The organism is Ruegeria sp. HKCCA6707 (genome assembly GCF_013033515.1).
In the GTDB taxonomy this organism is placed as follows: domain Bacteria; phylum Pseudomonadota; class Alphaproteobacteria; order Rhodobacterales; family Rhodobacteraceae; genus Ruegeria.
Map to the genome: position 1 here is coordinate 1,074,606 of NZ_WQEG01000001.1, position 14,378 is coordinate 1,088,983.

At 56.9% G+C, this 14,378-nt stretch carries 20 protein-coding genes and 1 riboswitch; of the genes, 6 read left to right on the forward strand and 14 right to left on the reverse strand.

All coding sequences use genetic code 11. From position 1 onward, the window contains the following. Positions 1–101 precede the first annotated feature (101 nt). Positions 102–518, reverse strand: coding sequence for a helix-turn-helix domain-containing protein (locus GOW40_RS05255; protein ID WP_171098186.1), 417 nt, complete (start codon positions 516–518; stop codon positions 102–104). Between the two features lie 73 nt (positions 519–591). On the opposite strand from GOW40_RS05255, the gene GOW40_RS05260 reads away from it, so the two are divergent. The 4 genes from GOW40_RS05260 (at position 592) to GOW40_RS05275 (ending at position 3,540) form a co-directional block, all read left to right on the forward strand. Then, positions 592–1,227: a cation transporter gene (locus GOW40_RS05260; RefSeq protein WP_171098184.1), complete on the forward strand. Its 636-nt coding sequence runs from the start codon at positions 592–594 to the stop codon at positions 1,225–1,227. A gap of 90 nt (positions 1,228–1,317) precedes the next feature. Then, a riboswitch (cobalamin riboswitch) is annotated at positions 1,318–1,512 on the forward strand. 47 nt (positions 1,513–1,559) lie between these two features. Then, on the forward strand, positions 1,560–2,237 hold the full coding sequence (locus GOW40_RS05265) for an energy-coupling factor ABC transporter permease (protein WP_171127985.1): 678 nt from the start codon (positions 1,560–1,562) through the stop codon (positions 2,235–2,237). A gap of 755 nt (positions 2,238–2,992) precedes the next feature. Beyond that, complete coding sequence (locus GOW40_RS05270) at positions 2,993–3,250, forward strand: hypothetical protein (protein WP_171230888.1); 258 nt, start codon at positions 2,993–2,995, stop codon at positions 3,248–3,250. Continuing rightward, positions 3,247–3,540 carry a hypothetical protein gene (locus GOW40_RS05275; protein WP_217352231.1) on the forward strand — a complete coding sequence of 98 codons (294 nt, stop codon included), beginning with the start codon at positions 3,247–3,249 and terminating at the stop codon, positions 3,538–3,540. The genes GOW40_RS05270 and GOW40_RS05275 overlap by 4 nt, the downstream gene beginning before the upstream one ends. A gap of 442 nt (positions 3,541–3,982) precedes the next feature. Here GOW40_RS05275 and GOW40_RS05280 read toward each other — a convergent pair whose 3' ends face one another. From GOW40_RS05280 to GOW40_RS05295, 4 genes are read right to left on the reverse strand one after another with little or no spacing between them, the layout of a single operon-like run. After that, a complete protein-coding gene (locus tag GOW40_RS05280) occupies positions 3,983–4,192 on the reverse strand; it encodes a hypothetical protein (RefSeq protein ID WP_171230890.1) in 210 nt (69 codons plus the stop codon). After that, on the reverse strand, positions 4,189–4,545 hold the full coding sequence (locus GOW40_RS05285; protein ID WP_171230891.1) for a hypothetical protein: 357 nt from the start codon (positions 4,543–4,545) through the stop codon (positions 4,189–4,191). Before GOW40_RS05285 ends, GOW40_RS05280 begins: the two co-directional genes overlap by 4 nt. Before the next feature lie 47 nt (positions 4,546–4,592). After that, positions 4,593–5,087: a YbjQ family protein gene (locus GOW40_RS05290; protein WP_171230892.1), complete on the reverse strand. Its 495-nt coding sequence runs from the start codon at positions 5,085–5,087 to the stop codon at positions 4,593–4,595. A 37-nt stretch (positions 5,088–5,124) separates the two neighbouring features. Further along, a complete protein-coding gene (locus tag GOW40_RS05295; protein ID WP_171230893.1) occupies positions 5,125–5,562 on the reverse strand; it encodes a hypothetical protein in 438 nt (145 codons plus the stop codon). A 205-nt stretch (positions 5,563–5,767) separates the two neighbouring features. Between GOW40_RS05295 and GOW40_RS05300 the strand changes: the two genes are divergently transcribed. Beyond that, entirely contained in the window at positions 5,768–6,190 is a 423-nt protein-coding gene (locus GOW40_RS05300; protein ID WP_171133877.1) for a hypothetical protein, read from the forward strand. Further along, a complete protein-coding gene (locus tag GOW40_RS05305; RefSeq protein WP_171133878.1) occupies positions 6,183–6,437 on the forward strand; it encodes a hypothetical protein in 255 nt (84 codons plus the stop codon). The genes GOW40_RS05300 and GOW40_RS05305 overlap by 8 nt, the downstream gene beginning before the upstream one ends. Positions 6,438–7,199: 762 nt before the next feature. Here GOW40_RS05305 and GOW40_RS05310 read toward each other — a convergent pair. The 9 genes from GOW40_RS05310 to GOW40_RS05350 all read right to left on the reverse strand — a co-directional run bounded on the left by GOW40_RS05310 (position 7,200) and on the right by GOW40_RS05350 (position 14,188). Then, entirely contained in the window at positions 7,200–8,393 is a 1,194-nt protein-coding gene (locus tag GOW40_RS05310; protein ID WP_171133879.1) for a recombinase family protein, read from the reverse strand. A gap of 71 nt (positions 8,394–8,464) precedes the next feature. Beyond that, a complete protein-coding gene (locus GOW40_RS22150) occupies positions 8,465–8,887 on the reverse strand; it encodes a recombinase family protein (RefSeq protein WP_171133880.1) in 423 nt (140 codons plus the stop codon). Next, positions 8,884–9,339, reverse strand: a complete 456-nt coding sequence (locus GOW40_RS05320; RefSeq protein WP_171133881.1) for a DUF2924 domain-containing protein — start codon at positions 9,337–9,339, stop codon at positions 8,884–8,886. Before GOW40_RS05320 ends, GOW40_RS22150 begins: the two co-directional genes overlap by 4 nt. Then, positions 9,336–9,605, reverse strand: a complete 270-nt coding sequence (locus tag GOW40_RS05325) for a DUF3489 domain-containing protein (RefSeq protein ID WP_171133882.1) — start codon at positions 9,603–9,605, stop codon at positions 9,336–9,338. Before GOW40_RS05325 ends, GOW40_RS05320 begins: the two co-directional genes overlap by 4 nt. Positions 9,606–9,798: 193 nt before the next feature. Further along, positions 9,799–10,431, reverse strand: a complete 633-nt coding sequence (locus GOW40_RS05330) for a tyrosine-type recombinase/integrase (RefSeq protein WP_171133883.1) — start codon at positions 10,429–10,431, stop codon at positions 9,799–9,801. 296 nt (positions 10,432–10,727) lie between these two features. Further along, positions 10,728–11,156, reverse strand: coding sequence for a DUF4345 domain-containing protein (locus GOW40_RS05335; RefSeq protein ID WP_170816910.1), 429 nt, complete (start codon positions 11,154–11,156; stop codon positions 10,728–10,730). A 28-nt stretch (positions 11,157–11,184) separates the two neighbouring features. Next, on the reverse strand, positions 11,185–12,012 hold the full coding sequence (locus tag GOW40_RS05340; RefSeq protein WP_171230894.1) for an NAD(P)H-binding protein: 828 nt from the start codon (positions 12,010–12,012) through the stop codon (positions 11,185–11,187). Between the two features lie 136 nt (positions 12,013–12,148). Further along, positions 12,149–13,162 (reverse strand): AraC family transcriptional regulator, encoded by a 1,014-nt coding sequence (locus GOW40_RS05345; protein ID WP_171230895.1) that lies wholly within the window; start codon positions 13,160–13,162, stop codon positions 12,149–12,151. A 198-nt stretch (positions 13,163–13,360) separates the two neighbouring features. Next, positions 13,361–14,188 (reverse strand): NmrA family NAD(P)-binding protein, encoded by an 828-nt coding sequence (locus GOW40_RS05350; RefSeq protein WP_170816913.1) that lies wholly within the window; start codon positions 14,186–14,188, stop codon positions 13,361–13,363. Positions 14,189–14,378: the final 190 nt, after the last annotated feature.

The window sequence follows — 14,378 nt, forward strand, 5'->3', positions numbered from 1 at the left end:
CACTCTGGGCTCGCTCAGGACCTTCGCCGCATGACTCATCAAGGTCTGCGGGGCGGGCAAAGCTCCAATTCGCTACGTCAACGCCAAAGTCTGATTTCGGGTTAATGCTCGTGATTGCAAAGCTTGTGATCCGCTAGAGAAGCCAGAACATAGCAGTCTTCCGACACGCCATCGCCGTCACAACCCTTGGAAATCCGAACCAGCTCTTTTTCAAGTGACCTTAGCCGTTTGATCTTGGCCCTGACTTCGGAAAGCTGTGAGATGGCGATATCCGTCGCGGCTTGGCATGAACGATCTGGGTGGCATTGAAGCTCGATCAGTTCCGAAATCGCCTCAATCGAGAAGCCAAGGTCACGCGCATGCTTGATGAAGCTAAGGCGTTCCAACCCAGCCGCATCATAGCGCCGTTGGTTGCCTTCAGTGCGTTCTGGTGCGGAAAGCAGGCCCATCTCTTCGTAATAGCGGATGGTCGGAATCTTGACCGCTGTGCGCTTGGACAGGTCACCAATCGAAAACATCAAATTACCTCTTGAACCTCTAGCCACTAGAGAAACTACACTATGCTAAAGACAGATTCAAAGAGGTTTCCTTATGTCAGGATGTTGCGGACACGACGCGAAGTTTGACGGCGTTTCAGATGATTACAAAAGGCGATTGTGGATCGTCATTGCACTCAATGCCACGATGTTTGTGGTCGAGATGACCGCCGGGCATTATGCGAAGTCTCAGGCACTACAGGCCGACGCACTCGACTTCTTGGGGGATGCCCTCACCTATGGCATTTCTCTGGCTGTAATAGGCGCTTCAATCCGAGCGCGAACAAATGCTGCCCTAGCCAAAGGCCTCAGCCTTTTTCTGATGGGTTCATGGGTATTCGGGTCGACCGTATATCGGGTGTTCTACGTCGGCGTTCCTGAGGCTGAAATCATGGGAATGGTGGGGTTCCTTGCACTGCTTACAAACCTTGCCAGTGTTCTTCTGCTCGTCAGGTACAAAGATGGAGACGCGAATGTCCGCTCCGTCTGGCTTTGTTCCCGCAATGATGCCATCGGGAACGTGGCAGTGATGTTTGCCGCTCTCGGCGTTTGGGGCACAGCCACAGGATGGCCTGACCTAATCGTAGCGACGATCATGGCGGGTTTGTTTTTGTCATCATCTGTACAAATCGTGCGCCAAGCTCTGGCGGAGCGGCGTGATAGCAAGCTCCATCAACAGGTTAGTGCCTAACGGAATGAAACTCCTGACGCCAAATTGAGCCAGAGCAAGGATATTGTTTTGTCAGGCGTCAGCGTTTTGATTGACTCGTCGGGAAAGCGCGTGAATAGGATGCGATGCGGTGGTCGGGATGGTTCGTTCCGACTGAAAAGGGAACGAGGTGAGAATCCTCGGCTGCCCCTGCAACTGTAAGCGGTGAGCAAACCCGGAATTGCACCACTGACACACTGTGTTGGGAAGGCTCGGGAGCGCGTTGAGTCGCAAGCCAGGAGACCTGCCGCTAGAGCAACCGCCGAGTTTCTCGGCATCAAATGTCGTCAGGAAGGACGGCAAGGAGACTGAATATGCATATTGAACCGGGCGTCGTAGACGGCGCGAAAATGGTGTTTGCCTACGGAACGGCCGCCGCCGCCGCTGGTTATTCCCTCAAGCTGGTGGCCGACGATTTGAAGTCGCACTCGGTGATTTCATTCGGGGTACGCAGTGTGCTGGCTGTGGCTACGGTGTTTTTGTTCTTCGAGGTGTTCCCGCACTTTGCGGTTGGCATCTCTGAGGTGCACTTCATATTGGGAACCACGATACTGCTGCTGCTTGGTGCGGGACCCGCAGCAATTGGTCTTGCGGGTGGGCTTTTTGTCCAAGGTGCTTTGTTTGCGCCGAGCGACATGCCCATGTACTTCGTGAACGTGACAACGCTGTTGTTCCCGCTGTTCCTCATCGACGCCTTGGCAAAACGCATCATCCCTGAGCAAAAAGCCTACGTCGATTGTAGCTACGGCGAAGTATTCAAGCTTTCACTTGCTTACCAAGGTGGTGTGATTGCTTGGGTGGCATTCTGGGCGTTTTATGGCCAAGGCTTCGGAGCCGAGAACATGGCCGCCGTTGGAAGCTTCGGCGCAGCTTACCTGTTGGTGGTTCTGGTTGAACCCATTGCTGACCTGGCAGTGTTGGCTGGCGCGAAGCTTCTTCGTGACAGCAAGCAAAGCGGTGTGTTTACGCGTCGGCTATACCACCCGGCTTGAGTCTAACAATCAGGGCGGCTCCAGTAGCTGCGGGCCGCCTAAATCCGATGCTGCGCAAACACTTGGTGAGCCGCCGAAGTCGATTGCAGGTACGGCAGCACATCTTCACCAAAGCCATCTCTCATAACCGGGTCCAACATCGGATACCTGACTTTCGCAGCTTCGCAGCAACTTGATGGGTTTGGGCTCGAAGCCGTCTTCCAAGCATTTTTGATTAACGTCAGCTTTCAGGTCATTTGCAGCCGCTGATTCCCAGCGATTTGGATGGCAAGGTCACGCATTTTGCGGATGGGTCACATCTTTCTGATTAAAATCTCATAATATCAATGATTTAGCCCTGGCATGTGTCACGCCTTTATTGGCGGTGGCCACAGATTTCTGAGATCCGAATCCTCACTTTATTCAACAGAATCGGACCGAACTTCCTCGTGCCGCAGTGAGCAATTGAGGTTGATATGACCAAGTTGACACAAGATCAGTTGGCGGAGCGGAGGCACATGTCGCCGCGGACGCTGGAGCAGTGGCGCTGGCTCGGAAATGGGTCAAATTTCATCAGTTTTCCTATTATCTGACCAACTTTTGAAAACTTTTGGTTATCGTAACGCCAGAAAAACAAGCGATAAACCCTCACTACCCAGGCAATATTTCAATGTTTTCAGCACAGTTACAGCCAGTTTGTTGCTTTGTTAACTACCCCCCAAAACGCCCGTTTTCCGACGAATACTGCACACCACGTAACGCGAAAGGCCCTGTCCATGCCCGAAATCACCACACATGCCGAATGGATGGCCGCCAAGCGCCGGTTGCGTACCCTCAGGGGCACAGAACGCGCTGAGCTGGCAGCTGCGATCACCGAATATGCGAACCAGGCCGCCCGTGCCCGCCCTGTGAACTCGGGGGCGCCATTGGCAGAGTATGGCCGCAAGCACGGATCTGACGCCCTGGTGCGCGAAGGGATGAAAAACCCGTATGGCCTCACGCCTCGCGCAAACCGAAAGGCAGGTTGGTCATGATGGGAACCCCTGAGCATCGCCTGTGGTCATCGGTCTTGCTGACCCAGATCAAGCTTGCCTGTGGTATCGATCTTGGCAACATCCGCCCAGCTGAGCGCTCACACACCCAGGAAGCTGCGCAATGGTGGCTGTTGCATTCGCTGGGAATGGTTGAGGTGGCCACCCTTGCCGGGATTGATTGGCGCCGTCTGCGGAGCTGGGCCCAACAGCGGGCCGCCCAGAACTGGACCCTTCCACCAGGAACAAACGTCAAACGCATGTCAGGCCGGGATCGCAAGCACGCGGCATGAGGATCTGAATGCACAAAGGCACCTTTGACCAAAAATAGATCGTAAAATGGGCGTACCCGATTTTTTGCCCCGTACAGCGACGTTTACCCCCCTGCCCGAACCCCCCTGCGCACATCCATTCGGCGGCCTCAGCAAGCTGTTTTCGGGGTGTTTGGTGCCTTCGCGGGTCATTTGGTTGGGCACCGCGAAAAGAAAAAGCCCCGAACACGCATTTCAACGCATTCGGGGCCTGGGCGCGTCTCGGGAAACCACCCCCGATCACGCCCTGCCACCCGCTCGGAAAGGAACCGAACGCCCCGGGCGGCGAAACTCTGTCTATGAGCTTCCCTGTGACAAGGCCATGATCAGGACCAACAGAACCCAAGCCAGGCGAGGCCAGCACAGATATTGCCGGGCAAACCAAGATTGGCGGCGGTGGAGTCTAGTTTAAATCTGCGCATCGTTATCGCCTTGTTCCTTTCGCGAAACTTCCAGGCGCATCACCCAGGATCAACAAAAGGATGATTGCCGCGAAGGGGGAAAGGAAGATTGTCACGCATCCCCATATGATCACGCTGCGGCGGCGGGCAATAGCCATCGTGAACGGCAGCACATACAGCGCGAGCACCAGGCCAATGACCAACAGCTGAACGATATTATCGCCAACGGTCATCGGCCTGTCTCATCCCGTTCAGACTTGGACGCATCCCTGGCGGCGCGACTAGCTTTGACAAAGGCTTCCGCATCGGCAAGACGGGCCTCATTGCGCAGGCGCACCACGTCACAAAGGCTGCGGGCAGCTCCGGCAGCAATCGGGCAGTCATCCTTTTCCAAGATTTGCGCAGCCGCTTCCAATAGCGTTTCAACGGGCAATTTAATGAACGTTTCATGCCCCCTTTGTTCACCTGTTTGGACGCGCAGGTGCAGGGATTGCCCTGCGATGGTCGTGCCTTCACGAACACAAAGTACGGACTTTGTGGTCGTGGCCTGTGTGGCGTATGCGGTCCATTCCAGCGGAATTGTCATGTGTTGTTCCTTTCGGTTGGCTGGTTGGGGGTTGTCTGGCCGGCCCCTTACGCTGTTCCTTCCAGTTTCACGGCGGTGCCAGTAGCAGCCACCATCATCATTTTGGCGGTGCTGCCGATGTCATGGTAATCGATGTTGATACCAACCACGGCGTCCGCGTTCAGTTTGTGGGCCTGGGCTTTCAGCTCTTGGATTGCCTCTTCGCGTGCGTCTCGCATCGCCTTCTGTATTGTTGCTGAGTTACCCCCGACCAGGCCGCGCAGATCAGCAGCCAGGTCTTTGAAGGCGTTCAGGCCAAGAACGGTTTCGCCCGCCACGATGCCCAGCCGTTCCGATACCGGCAAATTGTGCGCGGTTTCTGTTGTGACCATCACGGCATCAACAGCATCGTTATGGGCTTTCTGTTCAATCCGGCGCTTTTCAGCGTGTTGTGCGGTTTCGCCACGGGCTTGCAGGCCCATTTGCTTGATGTGGCAGTTTTTGCAGTATCCATTGTTGCTGTTCAGCCAGCCAATTTCGGTTCCACAGTCTTTGCAGATCATTGCTTTGTTCCTTTCGCGGTTTGTTGTGCGGCGGCGGTCAGGCCGCCACCCCGTTCTGTTCAATAGATCCCGTTGTCAGCATGTGCTTTATCACGGCTTTCATCAGGCTGCCCGAGCTTGCCCGCATCAGGCGCTTGCATTCCACTTTGGATAGCGCCGCAGGGTTGGATGGCTCAAGCATTTGATAGAGCCCCGTCGCGTCGGGGTAATAGCCAATCAGGCCATCGGCATTCAGGCGGCCCCCGGTCAATGCGGCCCCGTTATGTTTCACCCACGAATGCAGGTATGGGGCGTTGGTGAAGCCATTCGCGCATTCGGCAATGACCCATTTTGAGCCGGGCAGGTTCAGGCAGATCGCCAGGGCCCCGTGGTGGCACACACCCTCATGATCGGGAAAGCGGGTCATCACCTTCATGTGCTTCGGGTCTACAAGGCCCCCCGGTTTTATCAGGCCAATTTCAGTTGGGAATTTCATATTCGGTTCCTTTCGCTTGCGGGGTTGGTTGGGCCCCTGTTCATATATCATATATTGTGTGTACACTGTACATTGATTGCAAGGACCTCGCGTAAAAACCCCTTGTACGCGCTATGTACGTTTATATGTTGTGTATCAAGGCGGGATCAACGCAAGTGATGTTGTATGTTGTACGGTACACGGTTCACGTGGTAGCCAATGCGACATGAAAAAGCACAGCACCGATCCCGATGACGCCGCGTTTCCGATTGAGACGCTGAAAATCAGAATTGCCGTGATTGGGACTTTAATGGAACAGATTGCGAACCCCGAAACCTGGGACGGACTGACCGCCCAGAAACTGCGCGAAAGCGTCAGGATGCTGACCGAAGCGCAAAAGCTGATCGAACAAGCCACAATCAAGATGGGCACAGCTGAAAACATGCCTGACCCAACCTTGATTGATCACGTGCGCGAGGAAATGGCCCGGCGCGGGCTGAGCAATGCAGACGCCGCGAAAGAGCAAGGCCTCTCACGCCAGGGGCTTTGGAACTATCTGAACGGATACGCCAAGGTCGGGGGCAAGGCCGAAGCCCGCTTTACCAAATGGCTGAACGCATCCCGCAAAAAGGCCGCCGCCGATGAATGAACACTTCATGGCGCAGCATGATGCGATGGAAACAGATGCGGAACACAATGTCAGCGCTGTTGTTCTCGCGCACAGCATTCAAACCGGCGCTACTGTTGTTGGTTTCCAATATGACCCCGATCGGAATGACAGGTGCGCGGCGATGGCAGGCCCTTCTTTTTTCGCGGCAGACACCAATGAACAAAGGGCGATGATTGCGGGTATGCGCGCCTGGTGCGATCGGCAGGAAAGCGCCTTTGACCTCTGAGCCAAAGAAGCAAAGAAAGCGACGATGCCGCAGACTGCGCAGTAAAGATGAGCCGTGCGTGGTCTGTGGCCAAATGATTGCGAAGGACGGCCCCTCTGAAATGCTGTCGCTGTTGCCGCGTTATCCTGGTTTCATGTGGCGCACCGATATTCCGTTTCACACACGGCGCACCGCCGAAGGGATAAAGCTGCACCGAAAGGCAAACCGGGTTCTCACGTGCAGCTATAATTGTTGGCGAAATGGCCGCAACCGGATGAAAGCTGGCTTGCCCCTCAGCGTGGTCAGAGACTGCGTTGAATGTGGATCGACCATTCCCCACACCACGCCGAAACAGAAGTATTGCAGCACCAAATGCCGAATGCGCGCATATCGCAGGCGCCTTGAAGCGCGCGCCGAACGAGAAGCAATGCTTGCGGCGAAAGGTGCAATAAATCCGTAATTCGGGAAATATCCTGTGGTCCTGATTTCCGCGAAATGAAAAAAGGGTTTCTTTTCAAGATTTTCGCCTGACGTGGTAGGGGACTGTAACTCCCTCGCGGAGACGCACGCCTGGTTCGATTCCAGGGTCGCCCACCACTTAGTCTCCACAAAACCTTAGCATACGCGCGCCTCCCGGATAGTGTCTATATTTCCGTGAGTTACGATGGACGGTGACGATCGAGTCCTCACTTATTGCCTCTGATCCGGTCCATTTTGGCTCGATTTCGACAGAAGTCTCACTGGGGCATTCGCGCTTGAGGTCTTGGGGCAAGCCCAGATGCTCTATTGATGCGGAAAGCCCAGAATCCTCCGCTGTTCATACCAGTCAAGCGGTAGCTCCGGAAGACTACGCAATTTCTTTGCTGTGAGATGTTCTGGCTGACGGCCTTCGAGAATGGCAGTTGAGATATCCGGTGCTAGCCAGGCCAGTGGCAGGGCGCGACTGACCGATCCACTTCGGAGCCCTTCGCGGTTTTCGATCTGGCGGATGGTGCCGGACGTGCCGTCAAGAAGTTCAGCTGACCACCGTATCGCATCAGCGACGAGGTTGATGAGGTCTCGGTCTGGCCGCGGTGCATCCGGCGGCGCAATTATGATCGGCCTTGCCTGTCCGGCCTGTCGCTTTTGGAACGGGATCTCGAAGTCCACATGGATTGGCAGTTCAGCTTTCTCAGTTGGCTGTATCGCACCTAAATCCAACCGAACACAAAACTGTTCCTTTGATAAATCAATACGATCAACCAAGCCGCTTAGGTGATGTGCATCTGTGTGTTCACTCTCATCGGCAATCTGGTTGCTCAGAGAATCCGCTGACCGAAGGATGTCCGTGATCGATGAAGGATCCAAATCGACAGCCGATCTGATCTGCCGGGTCAGCCATGACTGATCGTCCAGGCGGGTCTTGAGCCCCCTCAGAACCAGCCGCTCGACTTCTCCGGCCGGAAAACGTTCAATACGGCATTGGTCGTCTGAACTGGTTGGCTTGGATGTGTAATACCAGTACCGCTGCGATTGTTCTGTTCCTCCCGAGCGCTTCGACTTGATGGCGTAGGTCGTGCGCATCGGGCGGCCTTTTGAATCGTAGAGAAGCCCATCCAACAGGCGCTTCGCCGACCGTCGGGACGCTCTGATCTTCTTGCCACCGTGGTCTGCAAGTTGGTCCTGCACCTGCTGCCAGGCGGCATCGTCTATGATGGCGTCATGTAAGCCATCATGGAGCTCATCCTTGTGACGAGTCTTGCCGATGTAGACGGGGTTGCGCAGGATGTTGTAGAGCGCGCCACGAGAGAAGGACTTACCTCCAGTAGTCCGACCGTACCGGTCGGTCCGGCGTTTGCTTACGATACCAAGCGCGCCAAGCCTATCGGATAGTTCGCGTACCGATCCAACCGCCAAATACTCAGCAAATATGGTGCGGATCGCTTCGGCCTCAACCGGATTAACAATCAACGCTTTATCGTTGACGTCGTACCCCATTGGCACCGCACCCCCCATCCACATTCCCTTACGTTTGGAAGCTGCAACCTTGTCCCGGATACGCTCAGCCGTCACCTCACGCTCGAACTGGCGAATGACAATAGGACGTTAAGGGTCAGGCGACCCATAGACGAGGTTGTATTGAAGGCTTGGGTGACCGACACGAACGACACCCCTGCCTCGTCAAAGAGATCGACCATCTTAGCAAAGTCCGCCAGCGACCGGGTCAGGCGGTCAACCTTGTAGACAACGATGACGTCGATGCGGCCTGCCCCGACATCGTTGAGCAATTTTGTGAGTCCGGGTCGGTCCATAGATCCGCCGGAGAACCCGCCATCGTCATAGAGATCGGAGAGCTCTGCCCAGCCCTCGTGCTTCTGGCTGAGTACATAGGCGGCACAGGCCTCACGTTGCGCATCCAGCGAGTTGAAGTCTTGCTCCAGGCCCTCTTCGGTCGACTTGCGGGTGTAGATGGCGCAGCGTTGGCGGATCACGGCTTTGCGACCTCTCGCAACCCGAAGAACCTGGGTCCGTTGCGGTTGGTCCCGGTCATCGCCCGCGCCACCGCCGACAGCGAGGAATAATTCTGGCCGTTCCAGATCGCACCACCGTCCGCTGTGATCATCACTTCATGAGTGTCCCCGCCCCAGGCCTTCAGGATCCGGGTGCCGTCGCTGACCCTTGCCGGTACGGCGCCCCTGCAGCTCTTTTGGAAACGCGAGCCAGTCCGGGCCTGAATGACCCGCTTCCAGGCATGGCGTGCAAAGGCGCTCCCGCCTCCCGCCGAAACAGCTTGTGCGTCCCATGCCAGCGACAACCGCATCAGGCGCGCGGTAAAGGTTTTGGGCGGCGCGGTGCCCTTGGTCTCCTGCCAGAGCCGGCGCAGCGTTGCGGCGTCGGCGTCTGCCAGTCGGCAGATATCGGGGGCGGTCACGGTCAACGTCATCGTCCTTCCCCGGGCACGGTAAGGTAGCGGGCCACCCTGCCCGACCGGTCAATTTCGACAGGTACGCCTGACGACCGCAGCCACGAGATTACCGCGCGTATCGTATGCAGCTGCCAGTCCAACTGCTTTTGGATCTGCACGACTGTTGCTCCGGTGCTGCGCGCCGGGAGTTTGCGCAGGGTCTTAGTCTTGGGCTTGGCAATCGGTCTCGCCGCTTTGTGTTTGGCCGGATCGGAGGTAAGGTTTTCGATCGGTTGAATGGTCATCCGGGTCTCCTCTTGGTTGCGGGCATTCGCGCGCCCCGTACTGACCAAAGCCCGGCGTTCCGGGCGGGAGACTCAAATTTATTTGTCGACGTCAGTGACGCTTACTCTTGCCCGGAATTCCAGTGGAAGATCGTGAAACAAACGACAATCGAAGGCACGGAATGGCGAGCGGCGGTTGCCGCCCGCGTGAGCCTCATATATCGATCCGTTCCGCAATTCTCAGTGCGTCTTCCAACTCAACACCAAGGTATCGCACCGTGCTGTCCACCTTGGTATGGCCAAGCAGGAGCTGAACAGCGCGCAGGTTCCCCGTCTTTCGGTAGATCAGCGCCGCCTTGTTGCGCCGTAGCGAGTGCGTGCCATAACCGCTCGGATCAAGACCAATCGCGGTCACCCAGTCCCGGACCAGACGTGCATATTGCCGGGTCGATACATGCGGCCTGTCGTGGAAGCGGCTGGGAAACAAGAACCGGCAGCCCAGCATCTCCGGGCGACACACCCAATTCCAGATAGAATCACGGGAGTTCTCGGACACCTCGAACCGGACGGGTCGCCTAGTCTTGCTCTGGATCACTGTCACGCGTTCACGAACCCGGTCACCAATTACAAGATCGTTGACTTTCAACCGAACGAGGTCACAGCCTCGCAGCTTGCTGTCGATTGCAAGATTGAACAGTGCCAGATCCCTGAGATTTCCCGCAAGTTCCAGCCGGGCGCGGATGGCCCAGACCTGTTTGGCAAGAAGCGGGCGTTTCTGACCGATCAGGCGCCTTTTGTTCCATGGTGTGCGTTTCGGTTTGATAGCGGGAAGTAGAATATTGGACATTGATCGTCCTCCATCCGTCCCTCCCGCTCCCTGCGTCGACACAACGTCAACCAACCAACACTACCAACCGATGAATTGCCGGTTCTTCCCGATAAGCGACCTTCGTGCTGCACGCGGCGGAAGGTCCAGAAGAGCCCAAAGTGGACGATAGTGCAAACGCAGCGAATGGCTGCTTCGAGCCCGAACCTGCCTTAGCCGCGTAGGGCGCCAATGTCGGCTTTCTTCGCTGCCTCTTCGGCAAAACATGGATTTGGCAGTCCCGGCATCCCGGAACCGCCCACGAGTTGACAGACCGTTTAGCCAGGCAGGTCGACAAGCCGCTCCCGGTTGGAGCCCGCTGTGCGCATCGGCTTAAACGCGGCGAGCAGAATGGCTGCGATGATGATCTCAAACGCCAGAGCGCTGATCACGCTGCCGGACGGCATGCCATCCATGACAATGCCCACGATGCGCCCGAGGGGGAAGGCCAGGAAGACCGTGAGCGCGACAGCAAGCGCAATTGGTGCCATGGCCGCGCGGAAGACGCCTGCCAGCATAAGTGCCCCAAATATCGCCAATCCCGCGCCGGGCGCCCGAAGCTCGTTCAGCAGGTTGGGATCCTGTCCAAGCGTAATGCCGTAGCTGGCATAGAAGGCATGAGGCGCCAGAGTGATCAGGGTGCCGATAGCCAGCGCTGTGAGACCGCTGATCCCGAGAGTGATCTTCTGAAAACGTGTAAGTTGCATGTTTCTTGTTCCTTTTGGTTTGACTTCGTTAGGCCGCTTTGGCCCATTTGCCCGCTGCTGCAGCGGCTTGTGCGAATTCGGTAAAGTCGCGGGGTGCCCGACCGATGGCGCGCATCACGCCGTCGCCAATCTTGGCGTTCCGACCGTCGAAAGTTTCGCGCGCGATGCTTGTGACGATATCGGCGAAGACAGTTCCGCTCGTTGCCTCAAGCTCGGCATGGAAATCCTCGAAAGAGATCGGCAGATAGTCGACCCGCCGTCCCATCGCACCGGAGAGGATGTCGGCGACCTCGGCAAAGCCCAGCAGCCTCGGACCTGTGCACTCATAGGTCTCGCCGGAATGGCCTGCGCCGGTCAGGGCCGCGACGATGACATCTGCAAGATCATCGATATCGATGATAGGCTCTTCGAGATCGCCGCCGGGCATAGGTACGACCCCTTCCATTGCCGGCTCCCAGAGCGACCCTTCGGAGAAGTTCTGCGCGAACCAGGCCGAGCGAACGATGGTGAAGTCCAGACCGGACTTGGCAATCACCTCTTCGCCGAGTTGCACATGGTGTTCGCCACGGCCGGTGAGGATGACCAAGCGCTCGACACCGCACGACACAGCGACACGGGTGAAGCGTGTCAGGTTCTCGATGGCGCCGGGGGATGCGTAGTCGGGGTGATAGTTGACGTAGACGGCTCCCATTCCGCGCAGGGCCTTCTCCCATTTGGTGGGATCGTCCCAGTCAAATGGGGGCTGCGCTTTGCGCGAGCCTGAGCGGGCATCATGTCCCGCGGCTTTGAGCCGAGCCAGGACGCGAGACCCGGTTTTTCCGGTCGCGCCTGTGATGAGGATTGGTTTGGATATCATGTTTGGTCTCCTTTGATTGACTTGATGACCAAGGGATAACCATCGCTAGCCGCGACCGTATTTGCATCGGACGCCAGAGTTTGGGCCCAAGACGCCACCGCCCGCGCGCAGATCCCCTCGACGGTTTGCTTTGGGCTTATGTGCCTCGCCGATAGCCTGCCGGCGTTTGCCCGTGCCAGCGTTTGAAGGCCCGAGTGAACGTGCTCTGATCAGAGAACCCGGTTAAAAAGGCGATCTCGGCTAAGGCGTAATCCGTGCGTCGCAGCAACTGCTCAGACAGCGTCTTCCGCGCGCCTAAGACCAAGTCTTGGTAGGCCAGACCATCTGCTGACAGTCGGCGCTGCAAAGTCCGGGTGCTCATCCCCAAACGCACTGCAACCTCGGCAAGCGTGGGCACACCTTCGCTGAGCACCTCGCCGATTTGATCCACGACGCGCCGCTCAAGCTCGGAAGTGTCGTCAATCTGGCTAAGTTGGGTGTCGAGATGTGTCTCAAAGAACTTGGACATGCCATCGTCAGACAACCGGTTTGCGCGGCTTGCAATCGTGGTCAGCACTTCGAGAGCATCGCGATCCGCACCAAAGTGAATAGGGCAGCGGAAGTGCTCTTGATAGGCGCCGTCATCGTTGGGTCGATCTGACATGAGATGAACCGCAACCGGAGAGAAGTCATCGTCACTAACTTCCCGGCTGATCGACGTCGCGGCGGCCAAAGCCAGTTCATTGGTCATCTTAAGGCCAAGTCGCCGATCTCGGCCTTGAATCACTTCCATGAATACAGACGGTCCCACCTGTCCGACGCGGAAATTGGCGATCGAGGTTACTACCTTTCCGAAGCGTTCGACACGGGCGTAGGAGCCGAGAAGATTAGGGGCAGATTTGAAAGCGAGCCCAAAAGCACCATAGTCGTTGCATCGCATTAACGCGCCCATGTGGATGGCAACGGACCTGCCGCGATCTCCAATGTCCGCTATGCGTTCCAGTAGCGCGAAAAAGTCGCCATCCGAGATCATTGCACCGGGATCAACGGGAGCCGACGGGTCCAACCCAACGCTTGCGAATAGTGCCAAACGTGTTTCTGGATCGACGCATTCAAGCGTGACTGCAGCATTTAGTGCTTTGTGTACGAAGACCGTCGAAATCCATCCCATTCGGCGAGGATAACTGAAGACGCCCAAGCTGCAAATTGGCACCCATAGCACAAACTCTCGCGGTTAGTGCCATTGCTTTCGTTCCCGCGCCTCAGCAGAATTGGATGAGACAGAAGAAAATGGTCGACATGGGCTTACTCCAGTTTGCGGGTGGTGCGGCAGGAGCGCAGTGTCTCCCGCCGATTGATCTGGGGTGGATCAGGCGGCCACAGACCAGGCGCCTGCTTCCATGGCGGTCGTTGCGAACTCCGAGAAGTCACGCGGCTTGCGACCCAAGGCGCGCTCGACGCCGTCCGCAGTATGGGCGTTGCGCCCGTCGAGCGTTTCACGCGCGATTTGTGTGAAAACGTCGGCCACGAAGTTCCCGCCGGAGGCTGCGACATTGGCATGGAAATCCTCGAACGCGATGGGGATATGCTGGATCGGGCGCCCCAAGGCGGATGAGAGAACCTCGGCCATTTCGGCAAAGGTCATCAGACGCGGGCCAGTCACCTCGTACCGTTCACCCAGATGCCCGTCTTCAGTCAGCGTCGCGACAACGACATCGGCAATGTCGTCGATATCGATGATCGGTTCGGCAATGTCGCCGCCCGGCATGGGCAGCACGCCGCCAAGGATCGGATCGCGCAGATAGCCTTCGGAGAAGTTCTGCGCAAACCAGGCCGCGCGCACAATGTTAAAGGGAATGCCAGAGTTACGGATCACTTCCTCACCCATGCCGGCGAAGTGTTCTCCTCGGCCAGACAGCAATACGATGTGTTGCAGGCCGGTCTCCAGAGCGACCTTGGCAAAAGCCTCCAACTTTTCCACCGCGCCCGGGAAGGCAAGATCGGGGAAGTAGGTGACATAGGCTTTGGATACGCCGGTCAGGATCGGGGCCCATGTGCTTTGGTCTTCCCAATCGAAGGGCGTTTCAGAGAGGCGCGTGCCACGACGAACGGGCAGGCCCTTGGCTTCAAGCTTGGTTACAACGCGCGATCCGGTTTTTCCGGTGGCGCCAATTACGAGAATGGGTTGGTTGGTCATAGTTATTTCCTATGGTGAGCTGAGAGCTCGTTGGTTGTGTGTGATTTGGAATGGAGTTGGTCGGATTACTACTGAGGTTAAAGAAACTCAGCGGCCGCCAGTCCCATCGCGACGAAGAAAACAAGCGATGGGAGATAGATCACGTAGAACTGGACTTGCGATCCCCGGTGCAAACGCGAATTGCGGACCA

Excerpts from the sequence above, each read along its gene's own strand:
- GOW40_RS05275 (WP_217352231.1), top strand. The coding sequence starts at position 3,247 with ATGATGGGAACCCCTGAGCATCGCCTGTGGTCATCGGTCTTGCTGACC.
- GOW40_RS05350 (WP_170816913.1), bottom strand. The coding sequence starts at position 14,188 with ATGACCAACCAACCCATTCTCGTAATTGGCGCCACCGGAAAAACCGGA.
- GOW40_RS05265 (WP_171127985.1), top strand. The coding sequence starts at position 1,560 with ATGCATATTGAACCGGGCGTCGTAGACGGCGCGAAAATGGTGTTTGCC.
- GOW40_RS05340 (WP_171230894.1), bottom strand. The coding sequence starts at position 12,012 with ATGATATCCAAACCAATCCTCATCACAGGCGCGACCGGAAAAACCGGG.
- GOW40_RS05255 (WP_171098186.1), bottom strand. The coding sequence starts at position 518 with ATGTTTTCGATTGGTGACCTGTCCAAGCGCACAGCGGTCAAGATTCCG.
- GOW40_RS05280 (WP_171230890.1), bottom strand. The coding sequence starts at position 4,192 with ATGACCGTTGGCGATAATATCGTTCAGCTGTTGGTCATTGGCCTGGTG.
- GOW40_RS05310 (WP_171133879.1), bottom strand. The coding sequence starts at position 8,393 with ATGGGGTACGACGTCAACGATAAAGCGTTGATTGTTAATCCGGTTGAG.
- GOW40_RS05325 (WP_171133882.1), bottom strand. The coding sequence starts at position 9,605 with ATGACCATTCAACCGATCGAAAACCTTACCTCCGATCCGGCCAAACAC.
- GOW40_RS05290 (WP_171230892.1), bottom strand. The coding sequence starts at position 5,087 with ATGATCTGCAAAGACTGTGGAACCGAAATTGGCTGGCTGAACAGCAAC.
- GOW40_RS05335 (WP_170816910.1), bottom strand. The coding sequence starts at position 11,156 with ATGCAACTTACACGTTTTCAGAAGATCACTCTCGGGATCAGCGGTCTC.
- GOW40_RS05270 (WP_171230888.1), top strand. The coding sequence starts at position 2,993 with ATGCCCGAAATCACCACACATGCCGAATGGATGGCCGCCAAGCGCCGG.
- GOW40_RS05320 (WP_171133881.1), bottom strand. The coding sequence starts at position 9,339 with ATGACGTTGACCGTGACCGCCCCCGATATCTGCCGACTGGCAGACGCC.
- GOW40_RS05330 (WP_171133883.1), bottom strand. The coding sequence starts at position 10,431 with ATGTCCAATATTCTACTTCCCGCTATCAAACCGAAACGCACACCATGG.
- GOW40_RS05345 (WP_171230895.1), bottom strand. The coding sequence starts at position 13,162 with ATGGGATGGATTTCGACGGTCTTCGTACACAAAGCACTAAATGCTGCA.
- GOW40_RS05260 (WP_171098184.1), top strand. The coding sequence starts at position 592 with ATGTCAGGATGTTGCGGACACGACGCGAAGTTTGACGGCGTTTCAGAT.
- GOW40_RS05305 (WP_171133878.1), top strand. The coding sequence starts at position 6,183 with ATGAATGAACACTTCATGGCGCAGCATGATGCGATGGAAACAGATGCG.
- GOW40_RS05295 (WP_171230893.1), bottom strand. The coding sequence starts at position 5,562 with ATGAAATTCCCAACTGAAATTGGCCTGATAAAACCGGGGGGCCTTGTA.
- GOW40_RS05285 (WP_171230891.1), bottom strand. The coding sequence starts at position 4,545 with ATGACAATTCCGCTGGAATGGACCGCATACGCCACACAGGCCACGACC.
- GOW40_RS05300 (WP_171133877.1), top strand. The coding sequence starts at position 5,768 with ATGAAAAAGCACAGCACCGATCCCGATGACGCCGCGTTTCCGATTGAG.